Raw genomic sequence first — 21026 nt, forward strand, 5'->3', positions numbered from 1 at the left:
TAGGTTAAGATAACTTTACAGATGAAGGAAAAATGAGTAACATTTCATTATTAATTAAATATACATAGAAGAAGGTATGGGTCCAGAAATTAAAAAGCGTTTAAAGTCTTATGGGGTAGCAGCTATAATAGGAACACTTATAGGCTTTAGTTTAAACTTTGCAGCTTTATCACCTTTAATCATAGGCGGAATTATTTCTTTTGTTTCTACATACTCATTTCTCATTTTAATTACTTCCAGAGAAGATAGTCTTAAGCATTATGAAAAAACAAGCCAAACAAAGCTAATAGCTTATTTTTTATGTACCTTAGCTACCACTGCCGCAGTAGGGATTGGTCTTGGTGCAGCTATAGGTACTATTTTTCCTGCTGTAATGTTAAATATAGAATCAGCAGCTTTGATGAGTGCAACAATAGGAGTTATTGCACCATTTGTAAGTCTTTTTGGATTAGGTTTATTAGCATTGACGGCTAAAAAAATAAATGAATGTATTCTAGAACCTACAGTCGAAAAAGTAAAAGAATGCTTTTCTTCGAAGGAAGCATAAATTGTCCTCGCAAATAGTGTACCTTGGACTTAAATTGAAGTGTACTCAATTGAAATAGGTCATATTAGAGAAGGTTAGAAGTTACCTACCCAAAACCCTTATCTCCCACTCAAGTTCAATGTTAAATTTATCTTTTACTGCATCTTGTACTATGTTGCCAAGGTTTTCTAAGTCAAGTGCAGTTGCATTGTTGTAATTGAGCAGAAAATTACAATGTTTCTTAGAAATTTTAGCTCTACCGTTACTTAATCCTCGGCAGCCAGACTCATCAATCAGTTTCCATGCCTTGCAGCCTATTGGATTTTTGAATATACAACCAGCAGTTTTTCCTCTTACTGGTTGACTTTTATTTTTTTTATCAATAACTTCTTTCAATCTTTGCAATATAAGCTCATACTCTGAACTTACTCCTTTAAATTCAGCTTCAATAAAAATCCACCTGCCTTTTAGACTATGTCCACGATAAAAATATCCCATTTCTTCGCTGGAGAATTCATATAAATTTCCATCTTCTAGATTCACTGCCCTTATAAATTTTACAACACTCGCAATATCACTACCATATGCACCTGCATTCATTTCTATTCCACCGCCAACTGTTCCTGGAATTCCAGCAAGAAACTCAAGCCCACTAATTTGCTGTTCCCCTGCAAAGTAGGCAAGGTTACTAAGCAGTGCAGCACCACCTGCAACTATGGAGCTATTATCTTTACATTTAATATACGCAAATTCCTTACCTAATTTCACCGTTATTCCTCGAATGCCACTATCTCGAATTATTATGTTGGATGTTGCACCGATAACGCTAATTGGTAACTCCGCATCTTTTATCAAGCACATTAGATCTTCAATGTCACGTGGCTTAAATAGTACATCAGCTTGGCCACCAACATTTAACCAAGTCATTTTAGACATTGAAACATTATAACGGTAGATTCCACATACTTTAGGTAAGCTTATAAGCATTTTGATTTTAACTCTAATCCTGCATCCATACCCATTTTTTCTGCATCTTCTACAAACGAAGTGCGTTCAGTAAAGTATATAACTCTCTCGCCCGCTAACATACAATAAAGATGTAGCATGTTTTCACTCACATATTCTGCTAAAGCTGCAAGCGGTGTAAAGCATGAACCATTTACTGTCTTCATGAAACTGCGCTCTGATTTTGCCCTTATAAAAGACATATTATTATTAATTTTCTCTAAAAGATCGATAACTTTTATATCATTCTTTCGGCATTGAATGCAAATTGCCCCCTGCCCTACTGCGCTTAACATGACTTTTGGTGGCAATACCTCCGTAATTAAGTGATATTTTTTTAATCTTATCAGCCCTGCTTCAGCTAAAATCATTCCATCAAAATTCTGATTTTGCAGTCTAGTTGTCACATTTCCACGCAGTGTCACTACATTTAAGTCTGGCCTGAGATTTAACAGCTGAACTTTTCTTCTTATTGAAGAAGTTGCAATTGTAGCCTGCTGTGGCAAAGTTTTTAGGCTCTTATATTTATGAGAAATAAATACATCACATGGACTTATCCTCTCTAAAACACAAGGAATTGTTAAGTCCTTCGAGAAAAACGCAGGTACATCTTTTAGCGAATGAACCGCCATATCTATATTATTTTTGAGTAATTCAGCCTCAATCTCCCTGAGGAACAGTCCTTTACCTCCTATTTCAGCAAGGGTTACATTAGCATATTTATCACCAGAAGTTTTGATTTTAATGATCTCAACGGATAGATTAGGAAAAGACTCTAATAATCTTTGTTTTGCTTCCAAAGCTTGGATGATCGCAAGGTCGCTTCCTCTCGTACCTATTTTAACTAGCATATATCCTTCATATTATATGTCTATATTCTATGTCCATTTTTTATTATCTCCAGTTTAGTTATTGAATACTTTATAATTAGTGCATAGTATCACGAACATTTAGTAATCGACGAGTATGTATGTTTGATATTTTAAAAGATTCTAATGGCAGATTTAATAAAAAGAATATTTTACCTCTTGTAGGTGCCACTGTCGCTATTATTCTAACAGCATTAAGTTCAGTAGTAGCAATTCCCAGATTTTCCTCTCATCCTTCTCTATCTAGTCCTCTCGGTTGGAAAGATCCAAGTTATAGTGAATTTCTTGCTATTCACATACCAGCTACCATAGTTACTTTCTCAATACTTGGTTTATGCATTTACCTTCCGATTGATAGCATTAGAAAAAATAAACAAATAGAGAATCTTAAAGCTACCTCTGAACCTCATTCATGGATTTATAATGATATTTTAGAAAAACAAACGCAGACCATCAATTATAGATCAGGGCTTTAGGCGGTCCTAATCTTTTAGGTGCTTGTGATTAGCAACTATTCGGTCTACAATGCACTAATATAGTTTAAATTTATGCCAAACAAGATAATAGTTAAATCTCTTTCAGTGTTACTAATTTTTTTGCTGTCCTTATATATAATACTGCCAAATTTTATTGATAATAAGTTCTTTACCTCAAAAAAGAGAATAAATTTAGGGCTTGACCTGAAAGGTGGATCATCTCTGCTTCTAAATGTAGACTTAGATTTTTACTTCAAAGAGAAACTAAGCATGCTAACCGATGAAATAAAAGAAGGTCTGTTAACACAAAAGATTGAATTTAGCGCAAAAAACGATAAACAAGTGGTTGTAACTTTAAATAATATTGATGATTACAAAAAAGTTTCAACGTTAATACATAAAATAAACCCAAATTTAGAATTGAGTAGAAAAAATACTGCAATTTTCATTTCATATAAACCGCATTATAAGAATTCATTAATCAATGAAGTAGTTTCAGAGTCAATAGTTAATGTTCAAAGACGCTTAGATAAGCTTGGTACTAAGGAAGTAAGTGTGCAAAAACAAGGACAAAATAAGATATTAGTCCAAGTTCCTGGAGTAGAAGACACTCAGCAGATAAAATCTCTGCTTGGCAAAACAGCCAAGCTGGCCTTCCATTTGGCAAACACCAATGTAGCTAAAATGCAAGATATCGATCATGACACTACGATTATGCTCAAGGATTCTTTGGGTAATTCCTACCCGATATTCCGCAAAACTGAAATAGGCGGTGATTCATTAGTTAACGCATCAGTTAGATTTGGCAATTTAGGTAAACCAACAGTACATTTCAAATTCGACAGCATAGCAAGTAAAAAATTTGCAAAAATTACTAAAGAAAATGTAGGAAAGCCTTTTGCAATTGTTTTAGATAACACAGTCTTAACTGTACCAACAATACGTGAACCTATTCTAAATGGAGAGGGAGAAATTAGCGGTAATTTCACTGAAAAACAAGCGAGTGAACTTGCAATACTTTTAAAATCAGGTGCACTACCTGCACCACTTAAAATAATTGAAGAAAAAAACATTGGTCCAAGCCTTGGAGAAGAGTCAATAAAAGCAGGAGAAATTGCAGCAATAATCTCTATCATAGCCGTTGGTTTATCTATAATCATTACTTACGGCAAATTAGGCTTATTAGCGTCTGTTGCACTCGTTTTTAATGTAATCTCTATACTACTCATTCTTACCTTACTTGAAGCAACTCTTACTCTCCCTGGAATTGCTGGAATTGCGCTAACTGTTGGCATGTCAGTGGATGCAAATGTTTTAATATTTGAACGCATCCGCGAAGAAATAAGAGCAGGAAAAAGAACAGCTCGTGCCATTGAAGAAGGATTTAAAAACGCAATAAAAACAATTCTTGACTCAAACCTCACTACACTGATTGCTGCAGGAATAATGTTCATTATTGGTAGCGGAGCAATTAGAGGGTTTTCTGTCACTTTATCGATAGGAATCCTGTGCTCGATGTTTTCTGCAATTATAGTCACAAAACTTCTGATAGAATTGTGCATCAACCCACAAAAGCTAGTACTTTAGTATCTGTTCAGCAGAGTGACAAAATAAGATAGACGAGAAAAGACAACTAAATGGTTGTCATGAAAGTAGCTATCCAGTCTTTTCGTCGTCAAAAACGTTGTAACATGCTCACCAATTTAGTGAGCATAAAACCAATATATTTGTGGAGGAAAAGGAAAAAAGAAACAGAAACCATCTTCAGGCTATCACAAAGGATATGGCCATAAGATTAAAGATATGGATAGATTTATCAAATTTCTGAATGGAAATCAGGATATTAGAATTGAAAAGATATTATTACTAAAAATTAAACATCAAACCAACTTCAATATTATGAGTGGATATATCGTCTGCAATAGGTGTTGGAATATTAAAGTAACGATAGCCGAGAAAGGTTTTAACTTCTGGAATTACTGAGTAATCAACACCAAGCTTTATTTGATAAACAAGCCAAGGAACATTCAGTGGCATTAAATTTTTAGATGATTTATCAATCCTTTTTAATCTAAAAACTGTTGATCCTATACCAAGACCAATATACGGAGCAAATTGAGTATTTTGAACATTAGGGTTATAGTAAAAATTTAATAAGAATGCAGATACACTTGCTGATTTATCAAATACCGGAGGAGAGTTACTATCTTCAATATTGACTTTAGAATACATGGTCTCAAAATCAACTCGGCCATTTTCTCCAGCATAGTAACCTACAGATATGCTGCTAAGCCACTGAAAATCAATTTTACCGTTAAATTTTTTTATGTTTTTAATTTCATCTCCTAAGAATAGGTCTAAAAGAAAACCACCATAACGGCCCTCAGCTAAAGCAAGAATTCTTTTTCCTATTGCACGTATACCCTCCACAAATACTTCTGAGCTATCAGAATATATCTTACCACCATTAGCACTAACATAGAAATCAAGTTTTTTTGATTTTTCCTTTGTAGGTTCAGCTTGATCTGCAATACTTGGCCACATATTTTTCTGATTAGCTACTTGGAAAACAGAAGGTGAACTACTTTCAAGTTCTTGACATTTTATTGGCACTTCTTTTTCAGTAACTTCTTCAGAATGTATCACACTTTCATTATTGTCCGTTTCTAATTTTAAGGGCTGCACTTGCTTAATGTGTGTATTGTTACTGATATAAGTAATAAAAAAATAGACACACGGAATGAAGATGAAAAATAAAGCAATAGATATTCTAATTATCATAAATGAATTATCACTTATAGTATAACTACTATATCATATATTCCTTTAATGTACAAAAATTAAGAAATAATATTTCCAATTAAACAATTATTTTCTATTCCTTTAACATGAGCTTTCACAATACTTTTAGCTTGAACTCTTGATGTAAGTTTTATTAATGCAAAATTTTCTGTTCTACCAATATTATTCTGCTCAACCAAAACGCTTTGCTCAGTGCCGAGCAAAGACTGATAAAAACTGCTCATCATTTCTTTATTTATTTCTCTTAGATGCTTTACTCGTTCTTTACGTACATTCTCTGGTATTTGTGGCATCCGTGCAGCAGGTGTGTTTTTCCGCTCTGAATATGGAAAAGCATGTAGATAAACTACATTTATTTTTTTCAGTAAATCAACTGTATCCTGAAACATTTCATCAGTTTCTGTTGGAAATCCAGCAATAATATCAGCGCCAAATGCTATATTAGGTCTTAAGCTCTTCATTTTATGATAAAATTCTATCACTTGTTCTCTATTGTGACGACGTTTCATTCTCTTTAGTATTAAATTATTACCAGACTGTAGACTCAAGTGTAAGTGAGGCATAAGTCTTGACTCATTAGCTATTAAATCCATTAGTTCATCATCAACTTCAGCAACATCAATAGAGGAAAGTCTTAGTCTCTTTAACTGTGGTATATCCTTTAAAACTCTTCTAATCATTGAACTGAGTGATTGCTTACCAAACAAATCTGTACCAAAGTCAGTAATATCAACACCTGTAAACACCACTTCTTGATACCCATTTTCTATAAAAATCTTAATTTGCTCTATAATATTGTTTACTGGCACAGATCGATTATTTCCTCTTGCCTCAGTAATTGAGCAAAATGTACAACTATGATTACAACCATTTTGAATTTCAATAAATGCCCTTGATTTATCTTCAAATCCATTAATGAGAATAGGTTCTACTTGGTTATCACTGACTAAGATTTCATCATTATTTAGTAGATAATTTTCAGCTCTTAGCTTGTCTTGATTACCTAGCACTTTACTTACACCAGGAATATCACTATATGATTTAGGATCTAATTGAACGGCACAGCCAACTACGATAATTTCTTTACTTGGGTCGTTTTTATAGATCTTACGTATTTTTTGCTTCACTTGGCGTTCTGCTTCGTTTGTCACTGCACAGCTATGCACTACAACAACATTTTCTCTCTTTGCTTTTTTTAATGCTTCTTTGATTAACTCACTCTCGTAGAAATTTAGACGACAACCAAATGTTATTACTTCATTCATGCTTTTGCTTTAATAGATCTAAATTATATCAAATATCCAAGCAAAATGACTATTTTTTTGGTAGATATTATAATTTAAGCATAACCTCTAGAGTTGAAAATCACAGGAAGAATTTGTAGATATACAGTAAGATCATTTAGCATTAAAAAAAGCTTAAGGCCAATGATGTTAACCTCAAGCGAATATAAACCAAAAAACATTTTGCTAAACCTTGAAGCTCTACCATGCAAATTCATCTATATCATTTGGTACATAAGTGTCAGAATAAGCTTCATCCAAACTTTCTGCTTTCCATGGAAGCCATGAAGAAGGTTTTATCTTCTCTAAAACTTTACCTGGTATTGATGTTATCTCTTGCTTTACGTCTTCTTTTAATTTTTCTATTTGTAACCGAGCAAAATCTTCCACGCGAACCATGAGTTTATCTGTTAGCTCTTTTATCATGTCTTGATTTTGTTCTGCAACTTTCTTTGTAATAGGTACGACAATTTTACTTATAATCTCTGTTCCTAATGGAACAACGATTTGCTTTGCAACCTGATCACTAACAGGTTTAATAAGGTAATCTGCTATACTCTTTGCTGTATCTCCAGTCAGATTTGTTACTTTTTTTAAACTATCACCAATAATACCATAGTTTTTTTGGTACATCATATCTTCATCAGCAACTTCATATCTTCCTAAATCATCATACATTCCCATTTGTTGGTGAGACAATCCATTTGCATCAGATACATATCCGTATTTATTAAGTGAATTGGAATTAGACCGCATAACATTCTCCTAATTATTTATATATGCCTATTTTAGTATGAAACAACTAACAAAACATTAACTTTTAAGAACTCTTCTCAATTAATACATCAATAAAGGTAAGACCATATAATTTTCTCCTTTCTTGATACTATTCTCCTCCGAACTTAGTTCACACAGTTATTCAGACCATACGCGTCAAGTTAAGGAACTGTGGTAATAAACTTAGTGTAAGGAAGAGAAAAAAAAGATATAAGTTCTCTTAAATCTAACAAAGAAAACGGAGAACTTATACAATGAAAAGAATAGTTTGCATCTCAAAAAAGCTCAAAGAATTTTTTAATGAAAAAGCAGATAAAATCTCAGCTACAACAGGGTTCATAAAAAGAAAGAGGAAGCTAAAAGGCTCGTCGTTCATAAAAGCCATCGTTTTGGGTAATATAGGGGTTGATAATTGTAGTATAGAGACAGTGTGTCAATTATTGAATGAAGACTCGATAAATATAACAAAACAAGGTCTGGACTTTAGATTTACCAAGGAAGCAGTGGAATTTATGAAAAGAATGTATAATGAATCTTTAACGTTACTTAAAAATACCTTACAAGTTGATTGCAGAATCTTGAAGCACTTTGGAGGTGTTAAATTATTAGACAGCAGCTACATTAGCTTACCTAACAGTATGGAAGAAATGTATAAAGGTTATGGTACCAGCTACAGTGGTTATGAAAGCAATACTAAGTCTGGAATAAAGTTACAATTAGTTTTTGACTACCTAAACCAGACATTAGACCAGCTTAATATAACTGAGGGAATAAGGTCAGATCAGGGTTATAGAAGCCATTTAAGCAATATATCGAACAACGATTTACTAATATCTGATTTGGGTTATTTTGTGCCAAGTTCTTTTAAACAAATCAATGAAATAGGAGCTTATTTCATAAGTCGTTATAAATCCGATACTAACATATATGATATAGAGACAGGTCAAAAAATAGATTTACTAGAACATTTGGGAGATCGATCTTTTCTAGAACAGGAGGTATTGTGAGGAAAAGAGACAAGGGTTAAAGTAAGAATTATATTTAAAAAACTAACTGAAGAACAAGCTATGGCTAGAAGAAGAAAGGCTAATAGGTTAGCAAGATCACATGGATACACATCTTCTCAAAGGAACCAAAAGTTACTAAATTGGTCGATATTTATAACTAATGTTCCAAAAAGTAAGATTAATGCTGAGCAAATACTAGTAGTTTACCGAATAAGATGGCAAATTGAATTATTGTTCAAATTATATAAGAGTAATATAAGGCTTGATAAGCTGAGAGGAAAGCCATACAGAGTATTATGTGAGCTATATGCCAAATTGTGTGCAATTCTTATATTTCATGGAATAGTGGGTTGCACAGAACTGAAAAAAAATACGGAGCTTAGCTTAACAAAGGCATTTATTGAGCTAAAAAGACGGGTTAGAGAGTTATTTTTAGCACTAAATAATAAAATTAAAGGCTTAAATATTTTTCTCAAAAAGCTTACCATAACTTGGTCGCAGTTTTCATTAAAAGACAAGTACAGAAAAACTAGAGTATCCACCTTAACTTCTCTAAATTTGCTCACAATCTCTTAACTTGACGCGTATGGTTATTCAGACACTTCTGAATTTACCACCCCCAATTCCACTGCTTTTTTATATTTTGACTAGGTCTTCTCCTACAATTAGATAATCAGTACTCTTATCTGAAATGTACCATATAACTACACCAAGCTACAAATATGACACAAGAGTTTAGATTATTTTAGTTATTCTCTTGTATAAGATACTCTTTATATCAAAAAGAGGACCATATGAGTGAAGCAACTTTTTCTGAAAAAAATCAGCTTTCTAGAGAAGACATAGCAGAGTTAACAGAACTTATGTGTCTTGAACGAAGTGAAGTAAGTGAAAGTGGAACAGGGCTATTAGAACTTATAGCTGAACAGGAGCAAATACTTGAGGATTTAGGAATAGAATCAAAAGAGCTTTTATGTTCTCAGCATACAGGAATGTATGAGAACCTTAGTCAGCCCTATTCTACGGATCTCGAGGTTTTATAGCAGATATATAGATTATCATTATTATTGATACCTACTCAAGAGTTGATATGGCAAACAGACAAAACTGCAATTACTGCCGCTAATCTTTTTAATATATCTTTCTTTGATGGTGCTATTATCGCACATTTTGACTGATATGGGCTATGATAAACCAGAAAATCACAGCTATATTTAGGAATTGAGACAAGGCCTCATTTAGGTAAATATTGCTATGCAGACTTTTCTTGATAGCAAGCATATTGCTTTTTAGAAAAATATTAGTAGCATCAAACATAGAGATTGACATTAGTTTTTCTGTCAGATTAAGTTGCGTCTAGTACAACTGACTATGCAAATAAGCTTTGAGATATTTTAATTATTATCAAGGTGAAATTTCACGTTTTTTATTAAGAGGATCCACATCTGGATCTTCTATATAGTTTTGAGGTTGTTCTTGAAACACAAGACGTGCTCCCTCAAAGTTATACTCCTCACCTTCATATAAAGAATCTTCTTCTTCAAAATTGTGTTCTATTTCTACTTCAAACTTGAATCCTAACTTCTCGCAGAATTTGTAGAAATATTCTTTAATGGTATCAAATAAACTTCTGCCATCAATTTTGTAATCTCTCAATTTTCGAGGTACAGTAAGTGACAATTTGCCATCTTTATATATCACATCATCTTTCCCATCTTGAGATTCAAGTGCGAATTCTAGTGAGCTGGATAGATCGCATACCTTGTCACCTAATTGAACATCACTCTCTTGGGAGAGTATTGGTAATGTCATATCAGATCTAACACTCACATTATTTTGGTCAACATAATAGATATTTATAACTTTTTTAGGTGAGAGTATTTTCAATGAATGTTGGCTAAGTGCAAATTGAGATTCTATAAATACACCAGCTTCATACCCTGCCTGATTACAATTGGTAACCAATTCCTCTAAGATAGAGTCACTTGGAACCTGAGCGTTGGCATATTCAAATATTTCCTTAAAAACTTCTTTTGCAAATGCACGATAACTCTTGTTTTTATCTCCTTCTTTCGGTAATAGATGCGTGTGTTCTTTGCCTAAATCGTAAAATCTTTTAATCTCTTCTTTATATTGATCAGTTTTTTTATCACTAGGGATTTCCGGATCTTCACAATATTCTTCCCAAATCTTATCAAATCCTTCCTTATTTCTGTTTACCAGCGCTTTAATTAAGATTTTGTCTATATTTCTGTCTTTAATAACAAAGTCCATTCTGTCAAAATCTTTATATATAGCTTCACCAGAATTTGCTGCTTTATTATCTCTTGAAGCTCTTAATTTGCTAAAATCAAACTTTTCTGCCTGAGCTTTGAGTGTAACTACTGGATTTTCATTTTTTTCCTGTATAGAGTTGTTCATTGTTAATACTTTGATATGAATTGCTGATAGTATAATAATACATAAAAATAGTTAATATGTCAATAATATACTTAACATAGACAGTCATAATAGGGTGACAGGATTTTAGTAAGGCTCTATTATGAATAAACGGTTTTACACAGTATGAATGTTGATGAGCAGTCAAGTGTGCTGACTTTTCTAAATAGTAAAATTGAGAATATACCAAGGTTTCATTCCGCAATATTGCCTAAACTTTGCGGTGGAGACAGAGTAATGGACTTGCTGTTTTATAGGCCGCTCAGTTATGTGGATAGAAGTAAATCACTACCTGATGCTCAAGTGGGAGAATTTACAACTTTTGTGGCAAAAGTGTATGAACACCAGCGCCCCACTGTTAGAGGTAGGCCATATAAAATAATCGTTGAAAGTGAAAGTCAGTATTTATTTATAGTTTTTTTTAATTACTCAGTTAAATATTTGTATAAATTATTTCCAGTTGGAACAGATATAGTAATCAGTGGTAAACTTGAAAAGTTTGCCGAACATTGGCAAATTACTCACCCAGATTACATGTTGTCTGATATCAATCTATTTAAAGAAATAGCCTGCATAGAGCCAGTTTACCAATTATGTCGCGGTATTACTAACAAGAGCATTAGAAACATAATAAGTTCTAATCTAAAAGATTTGCCTGATTTATCAGAGTGGATAGATGAAACATTAATCAAGCAAAAGAAATGGCTGAATTGGAAAGAAAGCATCATAAGATTGCACAGACCGAGCTCACTCGCAGAAGCAGAAGTTTGCAGAGAAAGACTTGCTTATGATGAGCTATGTGCCTATCAGCTGGCGCTAAAACTTGCGAGGGAAAATCATGTAAAAAAAGGAGGAAGGGAATTTGTAATATTGAATAAATACAAAGAGCAGGTCTTAAATGAATTACCGTTCCAATTAACAAATGATCAAATTCGAGCGATAGGTGAAATTTCAGAGAGACAAAAATCTAAATACCGCATGGTAAGTCTGCTGCAAGGTGACGTTGGGAGTGGCAAAACTGTAGTTGCACTCTTTGCGATGCTGAATGTGGTAGAAAATAACATGCAAGTAGCTCTAATGGCACCAACTACTATCTTGGCTGAGCAACATTATAATTGGATCGAAGAAGCTCTATCTTGTACTGATATAAAAGTTGCTTTGCTTACCGGTAAAACTGCGCGCAAGGAAAGAAAGATTATTATGAACGAACTTGCAAGTGGTATTTTAAATATAGTAATTGGTACTCATGCATTATTTCAAGCCAACGTTACATTTAAAAATTTAGGACTCGCAGTCATAGACGAACAACAGCGATTTGGAGTGATACAGAGGAATCGGTTGGTAGGAAAAGGAGAAAATACCGATATACTTTTTGTTACTGCAACTCCCATTCCAAGAACCTTGCAGCAAGCTATGTATAGTGATGTTGAATGTTCTATTTTAAGGGAAAAACCAAAATCTAGATTGCCAATAAAAACCGTTATTATGAACGTTAAAAAAGTATCAGATATTATTCAAAAACTGAAAGATGCTATAAATAGAGGCGAAAAAGCATATTGGATTTGTCCATATATAGAAGAAAACGAAGAACTCAATATTGCCGCAGCAGAAATGCGCTTTCAGGAACTACAAAAGACATTTTTTGATAGAGTTGGAATAATACACGGAAAACTAACTCAAGAGCAGAAAGATCAAGTGATGTTTTCCTTCAAGAGAAATGAATTTTCTCTGCTTGTTGCAACTACTGTGATAGAAGTTGGCATAGATGTACCAGATGCAACTATTATGATTATAGAGAATGCAGAGCAGTTCGGGTTATCGCAATTACATCAGTTAAGAGGTAGAGTAGGACGAGGAAATAAACCGTCTTTTTGTGTACTGTTATATGACAATCTCAGTAAAAGTTCGTATTCAAAGTTAAAGATTATGTGTGAGTCACAAGATGGATTTTATATTGCTGAAAAGGATATGATGCTGAGGGGTAGCGGAGATATTCTAGGCACAAAACAATCAGGGTGCATGGAGTTTAAATTTGCTGATTTATATGAGGACAGAGAATTGCTCAACCTTGCATATAATAGTGCAAAAGGTACAATAGCTAATTTTGAATTACTGCTTGATATATTTGAATATAGAAGTAGACTACATTTTTCAAAATTTCAGTAATCTTCCAAGCCATAACCTTCATGAGTAGAAATTCCTTGACAGACGGGAGTATTTAAAAAACCATACGCGTCAAGTTAAGGAAAAATAAGAGTGAAGAAGAAGTTTTTACCATAAGAATAAATTGTGCAGAGTTAATAGCAGGCCCTGTAAACAAAATGTTAGCAGGTCAAATTAATCAAGGGCAGGAAGTATAAAAATGGAAAAAAAGCGGTAACTTAGCCTAATGACAATAAATATATATATAGAAGGTACCGTTTTAAAGAGCACAAAAGGAATACACAGTAAAAGCGAGAAGAAGTTGAGAATATGTATGGAAGCAGTGTGGAGAAGTGGCTGCCAATGATCAAAAATTTACCACAATTACAGAAGTATGCACAAGAGGTTTAAAAGGTGATGCAAAAAGGGAATTTTGGCAAAATGACTTAAGTATGCACAACAAGATCCAGATTTGCATAATTGATGATCAGATGTCATTCATGCTCAGCCTATATATAGAAAAAATTCTCAAGCTCAAGAGGGCTTAGGGTGGAACTAAAATTCATGGACTTGTTGACGCACGTAATTAATTTCTTTTTTTTAAGTTAATTAATGTTAACAAGCCACGTCTGCCTGTAATCATGTTAATACCAAAATATAATGTAAGAGAAGAAATGGGCAGTGCTATGCAACAATTTTTGTTTCTTTCTAACCATGCTTCCATATGAAAAACATATGACATAAAAAGGAAAACAAAAAGCTAAGAACCTTGACGCGCTTTACATCTTGGCTTTACCTTATTTATAATATAAACCTTACCACCCCTTTTCACAACTTTACAATTTTTATCTCTGTTACGATGAGATTTTAGTGACCCTTTAACTTTCATATCTACAGTAAGAATAGAATTACTTTACATTATGATCACTGACAGAGAGTTAGTCAATTGATAAATTTTTCACATTTTATTAAAATACTGTATAATTGTTGCTGATACTTCTTCGATTGACCTTTGCGTGACATCAATAATTGGCCAGTTATTTTGCTTAAAGAACTCCTCTGCTTCTTTAATTTCCTTTTCTACTTTTCTAGGGTCAGCATATATATTATTACCTTCATTATTAATTGAAGTCAGTCTATTTTTGCGTATTTCTATTAGCCTTCTTACGTCTATTGTTACTCCTATAGTCAGTTTATTTTTTAATTTTGCTAAGTCGACGTAAAAGGGTATCTCGCTAACAAAAGGAACATTTGCAACTTTATAGCCTCGATAAGCTAAATACATACTGGTGGGAGATTTTGATGTGCGTGAAACTCCAACCAAAATTATATCGGCTTTATCAATATCTTGAATATTTTGTCCATCATCATGATTAATGGTATAGTTTATTGCCTCAATGCGCTGAAAATATTCGTTATTTATTTCAGTATATAGGTCAAGTTTTTCATCTTTTTCAATTTCAAGATAGGATGAAATTTCTCTAATAATATGTGATAATATTGCTCTATATGGAATTTTTAACTTGATACAATTATCTTTTAGATATTTTCTGAGTCCATCATCAGTAATAGTACATATAACAAAGTTATGCTCATCACTTTTTCTATTAATTTCCTCTAAAATTTTGTCAATCTGCTCTTCTCCTTTTACAAAAGACCAAACATATTCGATCGTTTCTACAGAACGAAAGTGTTTCAGAGCTGATTTTGCAACTGATATAACAGTTTCACCACTTGAATCTGACACTAAGTGTAGGTTAAGCTTTTTAAGGGTCATCAACGTTATAATAAAAATAATAGCAAGCAATCTGCTACTGAAATTGTGCTAATTTATTATACTACGTAAATATAGAAAAACTATCTTGTTGATAAAACTCAAACTAATTGATAAATTCTTAACACAATTATTCTCAAAATGAATGTTTTTATTAAAGCCTACAAATTTCACTTCTTTTGCTAAAAAAGCTCTACCTTGGCTTGGGGTTATTTGTTTCGCATGTTTTTTAATTGGAATGTTCTTGGCATTATTCTTCTCCCCAGGAGATTATAAACAAGGAGAAATTGTACGAATTATGTATCTTCATGTGCCTTCTGCATGGCTTGCTCTTGGAATATACGGACTCATTGCATCACTCAGTTTCATTTCATTGGTGTGGAACAATAGTGTTGCTAGTGTCTTGGCACATGCCGCTGCTCCTGCAGGGACAGTTTTTTCGGCAATATGCTTAATCACAGGTAGCATCTGGGGAAAAGGGACATGGGGTACTTGGTGGGTATGGGATGCAAGGCTTACTTCAATGCTGATTTTGTTTTTTCTGTATGTTGGTTATCTTTCATTGTGGAGCGCTTTTGATAATCAAGCAAGAGCAGAGAAATCATCAGCAGTATTTGCCATTTTTAGTGCTATAAATATTCCCATAGTAAAATTTTCTGTGAATTTATGGTCTACTCTTCATCAGCCAGCAAGTATTTTTAGAAAAGGTGGAGTAGCAATAGAAGGTTCTTTACTGCTGCCACTAATTGCAATGTTTATATTTTGTACCACACTTTTTTTAGTAGTGTGGATACTTAATGCCCTTCATTTAATTAATTTGCAGAAGATAAAGAGAGAAATCAGCATGCGATATTAGGTATATAGTTCCAGAGTGTAATGTTGTGAACAGCTACGGAAATTAAAATGTAGAGCAATCATCAGCAGAGACTGAGTGGTATAAAAAATAGCTGAAGAATGTAAAAAAGGAAGTGGTATAGATAAACCTGTTACCGATAGAGAAGGTGAAATTGATACGGGCGAACCTGTTACTGATGAAGGAGAGAATGAAAATGGAGAAATTACATCTCGAAAAGTAACCTCAGATTGTTCCAAGTATGAAAATTGTGGGCCGTATTCTCATTTTTATAAAGTTGATAATAAGATAGGTTGTCAAGGTTTTAGTGCATCTGATTTACTAAAGGAATTATATCCTGAGATGTACAGTAATCCTAAGATTGCAAAATATATAGAAGAGGGAGCAAATGGTAATTATGGTGCAGTAAATTTTAAATTTGCCTTTACAGAGGATCTTAATTCAATATCCTGGCTTGGTAATATAGAATGTGAAAAATGTGTGGATGATCAAATAGAGTTAGCGTGTCAAGAAGAAGAGATTAAGAGTTTCTGTTACCCGAACGTTTACCGTAGTAATCCAGAATTCAACAAGAGCTTTTTTTCTAGAGGAGCATGTCCTAATCTCTTTAGAGAGACCAGTGAAACAAGTGTTGTAAAAGCAAAACAAGTTGCACCATTGATACTTGTTAATACCTTAGGACAAATGATAGATAAAGAGGGTAATAACACTAAAGTATACTATGATGCATTGAAGCGTTATCTAAATGATGATAGTAAAATCAAGGATTGTGGAGATAATCAAAAGTGTAAGGATTATATTCCAATTATGGAGAAAGTTGCATGGAATAGTGATAAGGAAGTACTATTAAAAACTGCTGTTAATAATACGCAAGAAGCAAATCCTTACTATTATGGAAATGAGGATAATTCTACTTCCGTTGAATTTGGTTCTATATAAGGCTGAATTTGTCTAATTTTTTCTACACTAGACACAATTTAGTCGTATCTGAACAAATACATAATCTATATAAAGAGGACGTAGGTACCATCTGTCCTTTTAAGGCATTTATGTCAATGATATGCGTAATCCATGATTTTAAACATGATGATCCTCCTAAGTAATACAAAAAAACTCAGAAAAATGTATATAGCTATGATAGAAGTTATCTATACATAAGTACAATATACTTTAACTAGAGATTATAAATTAATGAAGTTGAAAAGTCTGCAGACGAAGATAGATTTCGAGCTCTAGAATATCTCCACTATCAAAATAACAAAGCTGTCAAAATTTGTCAAGTAATTTTTATCGCAACTGTACAAACATTGCACAGGACAAATTTAAAATGCTGTAAAATGGTGTCTGTTCAGACGCATGTGAAACCAGTGCTTCTTTTCATCCCACTTCCATACGGCTAAACCCTTTTCATAATCTCCTATCTATCATTTCTTAAACCACTCCCCTGAACGGATACAATTAAATACATTTTTAACATTTTTATAGAAAACTATTAGTATAGATTTGTATGCTGCCCTCATGGCTATTTTAAAATGTTTAATACTCCTTTTCATTATTTCTTGTACACATCTACCTAACAAGCAACATTCTGTTAATATAGACAATTATAAGCACGATTATTCGTTGCAACAATATAATACTCCTTTGAAGAATAACGAACCAGCAATACCAGAAATGATACCTTTACCGGTAGAGTTTCCCGATCTTACAACCAGTAATCAGTTTCTTTCGATTAATGTTGATGAAAAAGTACCAGTAAAGGATTTACTGATTGAGATAGGAAAACTTTCTGACGTTAACTTAGACATAGATCCCAAAATATCAGGTAATATTATTTTAAAGCTAAAAGATAAGAACATAAACGAAGTAATTCAGAATATAGCCAACAGCGCCAAATTGCGTTACTCAATGAATAATGGTGTAATTAGAATTGAACAAGATTTGCCATATGCACAAAATTATTACGTAGACTTCATCAATATTCAACACTCTGCGCAAAGGAGTTTTATCATTGGTAACAATATTACCGACAGTGATGGTGATAGAAACTATATGAAATCTCAATATAGTAGTGATTTATGGAATTCATTAGAAAAAGGCTTAAATGCAATAATGGATGTTAACGGAGTAGATGATGGTGAGTTTCTTTCATCCAACAGAGAAGCTGGTGTCATTATTCTAAATGCTAGAAAAGATATTCACAAAGCTGTTGAAGAATATATTAATAAAGTTAAGAAATTGGCGTCTTCTCAAGTAATGATCGAGGCCAAAATAGTTGAAGTTTTATTAGACGATAAATACCTTTCTGGTATCAACTTAAATGATTTGCATAATGAAACCAAATCTATAACAAATCAAGGTAACTCTATTATTGACCTAGCAATTAACTCTAGTGTGAGTGATTTAGGAGATTTAGTAAAAATTTTAAATAAATTTGGCACTTCAACCGTAATTTCAAGCCCTAGAGTACATGCTATAAATAATCAGCAAGCAATGATTTCATTTACTAAAAACCATATCTATTTTACTTCCGATATACAGAAAGATACCGGAAACTCCAATCATGCCTTAATTACCAAGATGAATAGCACTCCAATAGGTGTGGTGTTAATAATCCACCCAAGCATTAACATTGATACTAATGAAATATTCATGGATATACATCCAACCTTATCAAGAATTAACGATTACACTAAAGACCCAAATATAGAATATGTCGCACAGCAGAATAAAATGAAATTAAATAGTGACATTCCAATTATTGAAACCAGAGAAATGCACTCTACGTTAAAAATTAAGAGCGGCGAAGTTATGGTAATTGGTGGGCTTATAGAGCATAGAAAAGATAACCAAAACTTATTGCATCAAAAGTCAAAAAAACTGGCTAAGACAGTAGAAACCGTCATCTTCCTGAAAGCAACAATCGTACCAACACTTGGTTTATTAGATATAAAAGATAGGAATTTATATATATATTAAACGTATCCGTTCAGGCAATGGCATCAACTTAAGGAAAGATGTTGGGGTTGCTATTATGATAAGAAGAGAGTATCAGAATGATAATTAAGACAGCTTAATCACAAATCTGTTGCGGTAAATTTAAGTTACTTTAGTCATATATTAAAGTTTTTAAACAGGTCTTAGTTTACTTACTTTATTGTTTTCTTTATTATCAAATATTGCTTTAAATAATATGGAGGAGCACATTGTCAGCAATTGCCGTTATTGATTTTGGTTCACAGTTTACACAGCTTATTGCAAGACAAATCAGGGAAATGGGCGTTTACTGTGAAATATTTCCAAGCAATATCGATTTCGAAACAGTATCAAAATTCAATGGATTTATTTTTTCTGGAGGACCGCAATCTGTAAATGACAATTGCTCTGAAGTAAGTGAAGTAGCACATAAAATTATAAAACTTAACGAAACAATAAACACTCCTATACTTGGAATATGTTATGGACAGCAACTCATTTGTCATTATTTCGGGGCAAAGGTAAGAAAAGAATTCAATCAGGAATTTGGCAAAACTAAAATCAAGATACTAAAAGAATCCCCAATTATAAAGGATACTTGGAACGTTAATTCCGAAGTCGATGTGCTAATGAACCATGCAGACAGTGTCGAAACTATACCGCAAGGATTTACTGCTATTGCCTCAGGTATAATAAATCAAACAATCGCAATAATTGCCAACGAACAGCGGAAGATTTACTGTACTCAGTTCCATCCTGAAGTTAAGCCTACGACAAATGGTAGTAAACTTCTCTCTAATTTCTTAGATATTGCAAATTGTGAGAGAGATTGGACAATGAAGTCATTCGTTGAAAAACAGAAGGAAAAAATTCAAAACTTAGTGGGGGAGAAAAAAGTAATTGCTGCAGTAAGTGGGGGGGTTGATTCAAGTGTTGCAGCAGTTCTTACACACAAAGCTATAGGAAAACAATTAAACTGTATTTTTATCGATACTGGGTTATTGCGTAAGAGCCAGACCACTGCTATGTTAAAAGAAATTCCAATAAATTACGTTGATAAATCAAACTTGTTTTTAAGTAGGTTAAAGGGAATAACTGATCCGGAAGAAAAGCGAAAAATTATCGGCAATACTTTTATCGAAGTATTTGAAGAAGAGGCAAAAAAAATAGGTGATGTGGATTTTTTAATGCAAGGCACCATTTACTCTGATGTAGTTGAATCAGGGCACGCTTCAGGAAACACTAGTACAATTAAATCTCATCACAATGTTGGTGGGTTGCCAGAAAAAATGAATCTGAAACTAGTAGAACCTTTACGCTATCTCTTTAAAGATGAAGTAAGGCTGCTTGGCAAAGAAATTGGGCTTTCAGATGAGATAATATTTCAACATCCATTTCCTGGGCCTGGACTTGCAGTGAGGATCATAGGTGAGGTTGATGAAGAAAAGGTACGAATATTGCAAGAAGTAGATGAAATATATATCAACACAATGAAAAATTATGATCTGTATGATAAAATATGGCAGGCTTTTGCTGTACTGTTACCAGTAAAAACTGTGGGAGTTATGGGAGATAATCGTACATACGGATATGTTTGCGCTTTAAGGGCTGTGACTTCATCTGATGGCATGACAGCTGATGCATTTCCATTTGAAAATAAAGATCAACATTCGTTAGTATTTTGGAGGTTTTTGCAAGACGTCAGTAGTATAATTGTTAACAAAGTTTCCGGAGTAAATCGAGTTGTGTATGATTTAACTTCCAAGCCACCAGCAACTATTGAGTGGGAGTAGCAATAATTTCATTCCAGTTTCAGCTACTCGAATCACACCAAAGAGGCTGCTTGCATAACTCAAATTTTAAGGAAAACTATTTAATGTCATTACAGCGCGTGACGCTGGTTCCTGGATCCCATTACTGGGATGACAACGAAGGGTTATTTGGATAATAGCCGTACTTGATCTGGATTCCAGTGTCAAGCTACTCGGATGACAGAAAAAGGAGTACTGGGATGACAACGAAGTTGAATGACACCACAGAGGCTACTTGAATCTAATTTACTATTCACAATCCCAGTTATTAGCTTGTTTTAATCGA

The 21026-nt window shown here is 33.4% G+C and carries 18 protein-coding genes and 1 pseudogene; 11 read left to right on the plus strand and 8 right to left on the minus strand.

Annotation, left to right across the window (positions count from 1 at the left end):
• The first annotated feature begins 76 nt into the window (after nt 1–76).
• On the plus strand, nt 77–547 hold the full coding sequence (locus tag ABWU56_RS04730) for a hypothetical protein (protein WP_353281162.1): 471 nt from the start codon (nt 77–79) through the stop codon (nt 545–547).
• Nucleotides 548–628: 81 nt separating this feature from the next.
• Here the strand turns inward: ABWU56_RS04730 and murB are convergent, their stop codons facing one another.
• Both murB and hemC read right to left on the minus strand, forming a co-directional pair.
• Nucleotides 629–1513, minus strand: a complete 885-nt coding sequence (murB, locus tag ABWU56_RS04735) for a UDP-N-acetylmuramate dehydrogenase (protein WP_353281164.1) — start codon at nt 1511–1513, stop codon at nt 629–631.
• Entirely contained in the window at nt 1504–2382 is an 879-nt protein-coding gene (gene hemC, locus ABWU56_RS04740) for a hydroxymethylbilane synthase (protein WP_064085264.1), read from the minus strand. The genes murB and hemC overlap by 10 nt, the downstream gene beginning before the upstream one ends.
• A gap of 119 nt (nt 2383–2501) precedes the next feature.
• Here hemC and ABWU56_RS04745 point away from each other — a divergent pair, with 119 nt between their 5' ends.
• Together ABWU56_RS04745 and secD are read left to right on the plus strand one after the other, a co-directional pair.
• Nucleotides 2502–2876, plus strand: coding sequence for a hypothetical protein (locus tag ABWU56_RS04745; RefSeq protein ID WP_264374926.1), 375 nt, complete (start codon nt 2502–2504; stop codon nt 2874–2876).
• Between the two features lie 72 nt (nt 2877–2948).
• A complete protein-coding gene (gene secD, locus ABWU56_RS04750; protein WP_010405309.1) occupies nt 2949–4463 on the plus strand; it encodes a protein translocase subunit SecD in 1515 nt (504 codons plus the stop codon).
• A gap of 279 nt (nt 4464–4742) precedes the next feature.
• Here the strand turns inward: secD and ABWU56_RS04755 are convergent, their stop codons facing one another.
• The 3 genes from ABWU56_RS04755 to ABWU56_RS04765 form a co-directional block, all read right to left on the minus strand.
• Nucleotides 4743–5657 carry an outer membrane protein gene (locus tag ABWU56_RS04755; RefSeq protein ID WP_353281167.1) on the minus strand — a complete coding sequence of 305 codons (915 nt, stop codon included), beginning with the start codon at nt 5655–5657 and terminating at the stop codon, nt 4743–4745.
• Between the two features lie 59 nt (nt 5658–5716).
• Entirely contained in the window at nt 5717–6943 is a 1227-nt protein-coding gene (mtaB, locus tag ABWU56_RS04760) for a tRNA (N(6)-L-threonylcarbamoyladenosine(37)-C(2))-methylthiotransferase MtaB (protein WP_010402133.1), read from the minus strand.
• Nucleotides 6944–7162: 219 nt separating this feature from the next.
• Nucleotides 7163–7717: a hypothetical protein gene (locus ABWU56_RS04765; RefSeq protein WP_007301922.1), complete on the minus strand. Its 555-nt coding sequence runs from the start codon at nt 7715–7717 to the stop codon at nt 7163–7165.
• 275 nt (nt 7718–7992) lie between these two features.
• Between ABWU56_RS04765 and ABWU56_RS04770 the strand changes: the two are divergent.
• A pseudogene (locus tag ABWU56_RS04770) lies at nt 7993–9321 on the plus strand (IS4 family transposase).
• Between the two features lie 218 nt (nt 9322–9539).
• Entirely contained in the window at nt 9540–9788 is a 249-nt protein-coding gene (locus ABWU56_RS04775) for a hypothetical protein (protein WP_007301923.1), read from the plus strand.
• 361 nt (nt 9789–10149) lie between these two features.
• Here ABWU56_RS04775 and ABWU56_RS04780 read toward each other — a convergent pair whose 3' ends face one another.
• Entirely contained in the window at nt 10150–11166 is a 1017-nt protein-coding gene (locus ABWU56_RS04780; RefSeq protein ID WP_353281169.1) for a hypothetical protein, read from the minus strand.
• 144 nt (nt 11167–11310) lie between these two features.
• Between ABWU56_RS04780 and ABWU56_RS04785 the strand changes: the two genes are divergently transcribed.
• Nucleotides 11311–13350: an ATP-dependent DNA helicase RecG gene (locus ABWU56_RS04785; RefSeq protein ID WP_353281171.1), complete on the plus strand. Its 2040-nt coding sequence runs from the start codon at nt 11311–11313 to the stop codon at nt 13348–13350.
• 329 nt (nt 13351–13679) lie between these two features.
• A complete protein-coding gene (locus ABWU56_RS04790) occupies nt 13680–13874 on the plus strand; it encodes a hypothetical protein (protein ID WP_353281172.1) in 195 nt (64 codons plus the stop codon).
• A 212-nt stretch (nt 13875–14086) separates the two neighbouring features.
• Here the strand turns inward: ABWU56_RS04790 and ykgO are convergent, their stop codons facing one another.
• The gene (ykgO, locus tag ABWU56_RS04795; protein WP_006015378.1) at nt 14087–14215 is read right to left on the minus strand and encodes a type B 50S ribosomal protein L36; all 129 of its coding nucleotides are present in this window, start codon (nt 14213–14215) and stop codon (nt 14087–14089) included.
• 69 nt (nt 14216–14284) lie between these two features.
• Nucleotides 14285–15103 carry a pyruvate, water dikinase regulatory protein gene (locus ABWU56_RS04800; RefSeq protein WP_264331331.1) on the minus strand — a complete coding sequence of 273 codons (819 nt, stop codon included), beginning with the start codon at nt 15101–15103 and terminating at the stop codon, nt 14285–14287.
• Nucleotides 15104–15245: 142 nt separating this feature from the next.
• On the opposite strand from ABWU56_RS04800, the gene ccmC reads away from it, so the two are divergent.
• The 4 genes from ccmC to guaA all read left to right on the plus strand — a co-directional run bounded on the left by ccmC (nt 15246) and on the right by guaA (nt 20722).
• Nucleotides 15246–15956, plus strand: a complete 711-nt coding sequence (gene ccmC, locus ABWU56_RS04805) for a heme ABC transporter permease CcmC (protein WP_264375876.1) — start codon at nt 15246–15248, stop codon at nt 15954–15956.
• A gap of 339 nt (nt 15957–16295) precedes the next feature.
• Nucleotides 16296–16892, plus strand: a complete 597-nt coding sequence (locus tag ABWU56_RS04810) for a hypothetical protein (protein WP_353281174.1) — start codon at nt 16296–16298, stop codon at nt 16890–16892.
• Nucleotides 16893–17456: 564 nt separating this feature from the next.
• Nucleotides 17457–18932: a type II secretion system protein GspD gene (locus ABWU56_RS04815; protein ID WP_264377143.1), complete on the plus strand. Its 1476-nt coding sequence runs from the start codon at nt 17457–17459 to the stop codon at nt 18930–18932.
• 227 nt (nt 18933–19159) lie between these two features.
• Nucleotides 19160–20722, plus strand: coding sequence for a glutamine-hydrolyzing GMP synthase (gene guaA / locus ABWU56_RS04820; protein WP_139686404.1), 1563 nt, complete (start codon nt 19160–19162; stop codon nt 20720–20722).
• Nucleotides 20723–21026 lie beyond the last annotated feature (304 nt).

The sequence above is a fragment of the Wolbachia endosymbiont (group B) of Horisme vitalbata genome, assembly GCF_964028625.1.
GTDB lineage: Bacteria > Pseudomonadota > Alphaproteobacteria > Rickettsiales > Anaplasmataceae > Wolbachia.

What these genes read in the sequence shown, in the direction of transcription:
- ABWU56_RS04730 (WP_353281162.1), top strand. Translation starts at nt 77, where the DNA reads ATGGGTCCAGAAATTAAAAAGCGTTTAAAGTCTTATGGGGTAGCAGCT.
- murB (WP_353281164.1), bottom strand. Translation starts at nt 1,513, where the DNA reads ATGCTTATAAGCTTACCTAAAGTATGTGGAATCTACCGTTATAATGTT.
- hemC (WP_064085264.1), bottom strand. Translation starts at nt 2,382, where the DNA reads ATGCTAGTTAAAATAGGTACGAGAGGAAGCGACCTTGCGATCATCCAA.
- ABWU56_RS04745 (WP_264374926.1), top strand. Translation starts at nt 2,502, where the DNA reads ATGTTTGATATTTTAAAAGATTCTAATGGCAGATTTAATAAAAAGAAT.
- secD (WP_010405309.1), top strand. Translation starts at nt 2,949, where the DNA reads ATGCCAAACAAGATAATAGTTAAATCTCTTTCAGTGTTACTAATTTTT.
- ABWU56_RS04755 (WP_353281167.1), bottom strand. Translation starts at nt 5,657, where the DNA reads ATGATAATTAGAATATCTATTGCTTTATTTTTCATCTTCATTCCGTGT.
- mtaB (WP_010402133.1), bottom strand. Translation starts at nt 6,943, where the DNA reads ATGAATGAAGTAATAACATTTGGTTGTCGTCTAAATTTCTACGAGAGT.
- ABWU56_RS04765 (WP_007301922.1), bottom strand. Translation starts at nt 7,717, where the DNA reads ATGCGGTCTAATTCCAATTCACTTAATAAATACGGATATGTATCTGAT.
- ABWU56_RS04775 (WP_007301923.1), top strand. Translation starts at nt 9,540, where the DNA reads ATGAGTGAAGCAACTTTTTCTGAAAAAAATCAGCTTTCTAGAGAAGAC.
- ABWU56_RS04780 (WP_353281169.1), bottom strand. Translation starts at nt 11,166, where the DNA reads ATGAACAACTCTATACAGGAAAAAAATGAAAATCCAGTAGTTACACTC.
- ABWU56_RS04785 (WP_353281171.1), top strand. Translation starts at nt 11,311, where the DNA reads ATGAATGTTGATGAGCAGTCAAGTGTGCTGACTTTTCTAAATAGTAAA.
- ykgO (WP_006015378.1), bottom strand. Translation starts at nt 14,215, where the DNA reads ATGAAAGTTAAAGGGTCACTAAAATCTCATCGTAACAGAGATAAAAAT.
- ABWU56_RS04800 (WP_264331331.1), bottom strand. Translation starts at nt 15,103, where the DNA reads ATGACCCTTAAAAAGCTTAACCTACACTTAGTGTCAGATTCAAGTGGT.
- ccmC (WP_264375876.1), top strand. Translation starts at nt 15,246, where the DNA reads ATGTTTTTATTAAAGCCTACAAATTTCACTTCTTTTGCTAAAAAAGCT.
- ABWU56_RS04810 (WP_353281174.1), top strand. Translation starts at nt 16,296, where the DNA reads ATGTACAGTAATCCTAAGATTGCAAAATATATAGAAGAGGGAGCAAAT.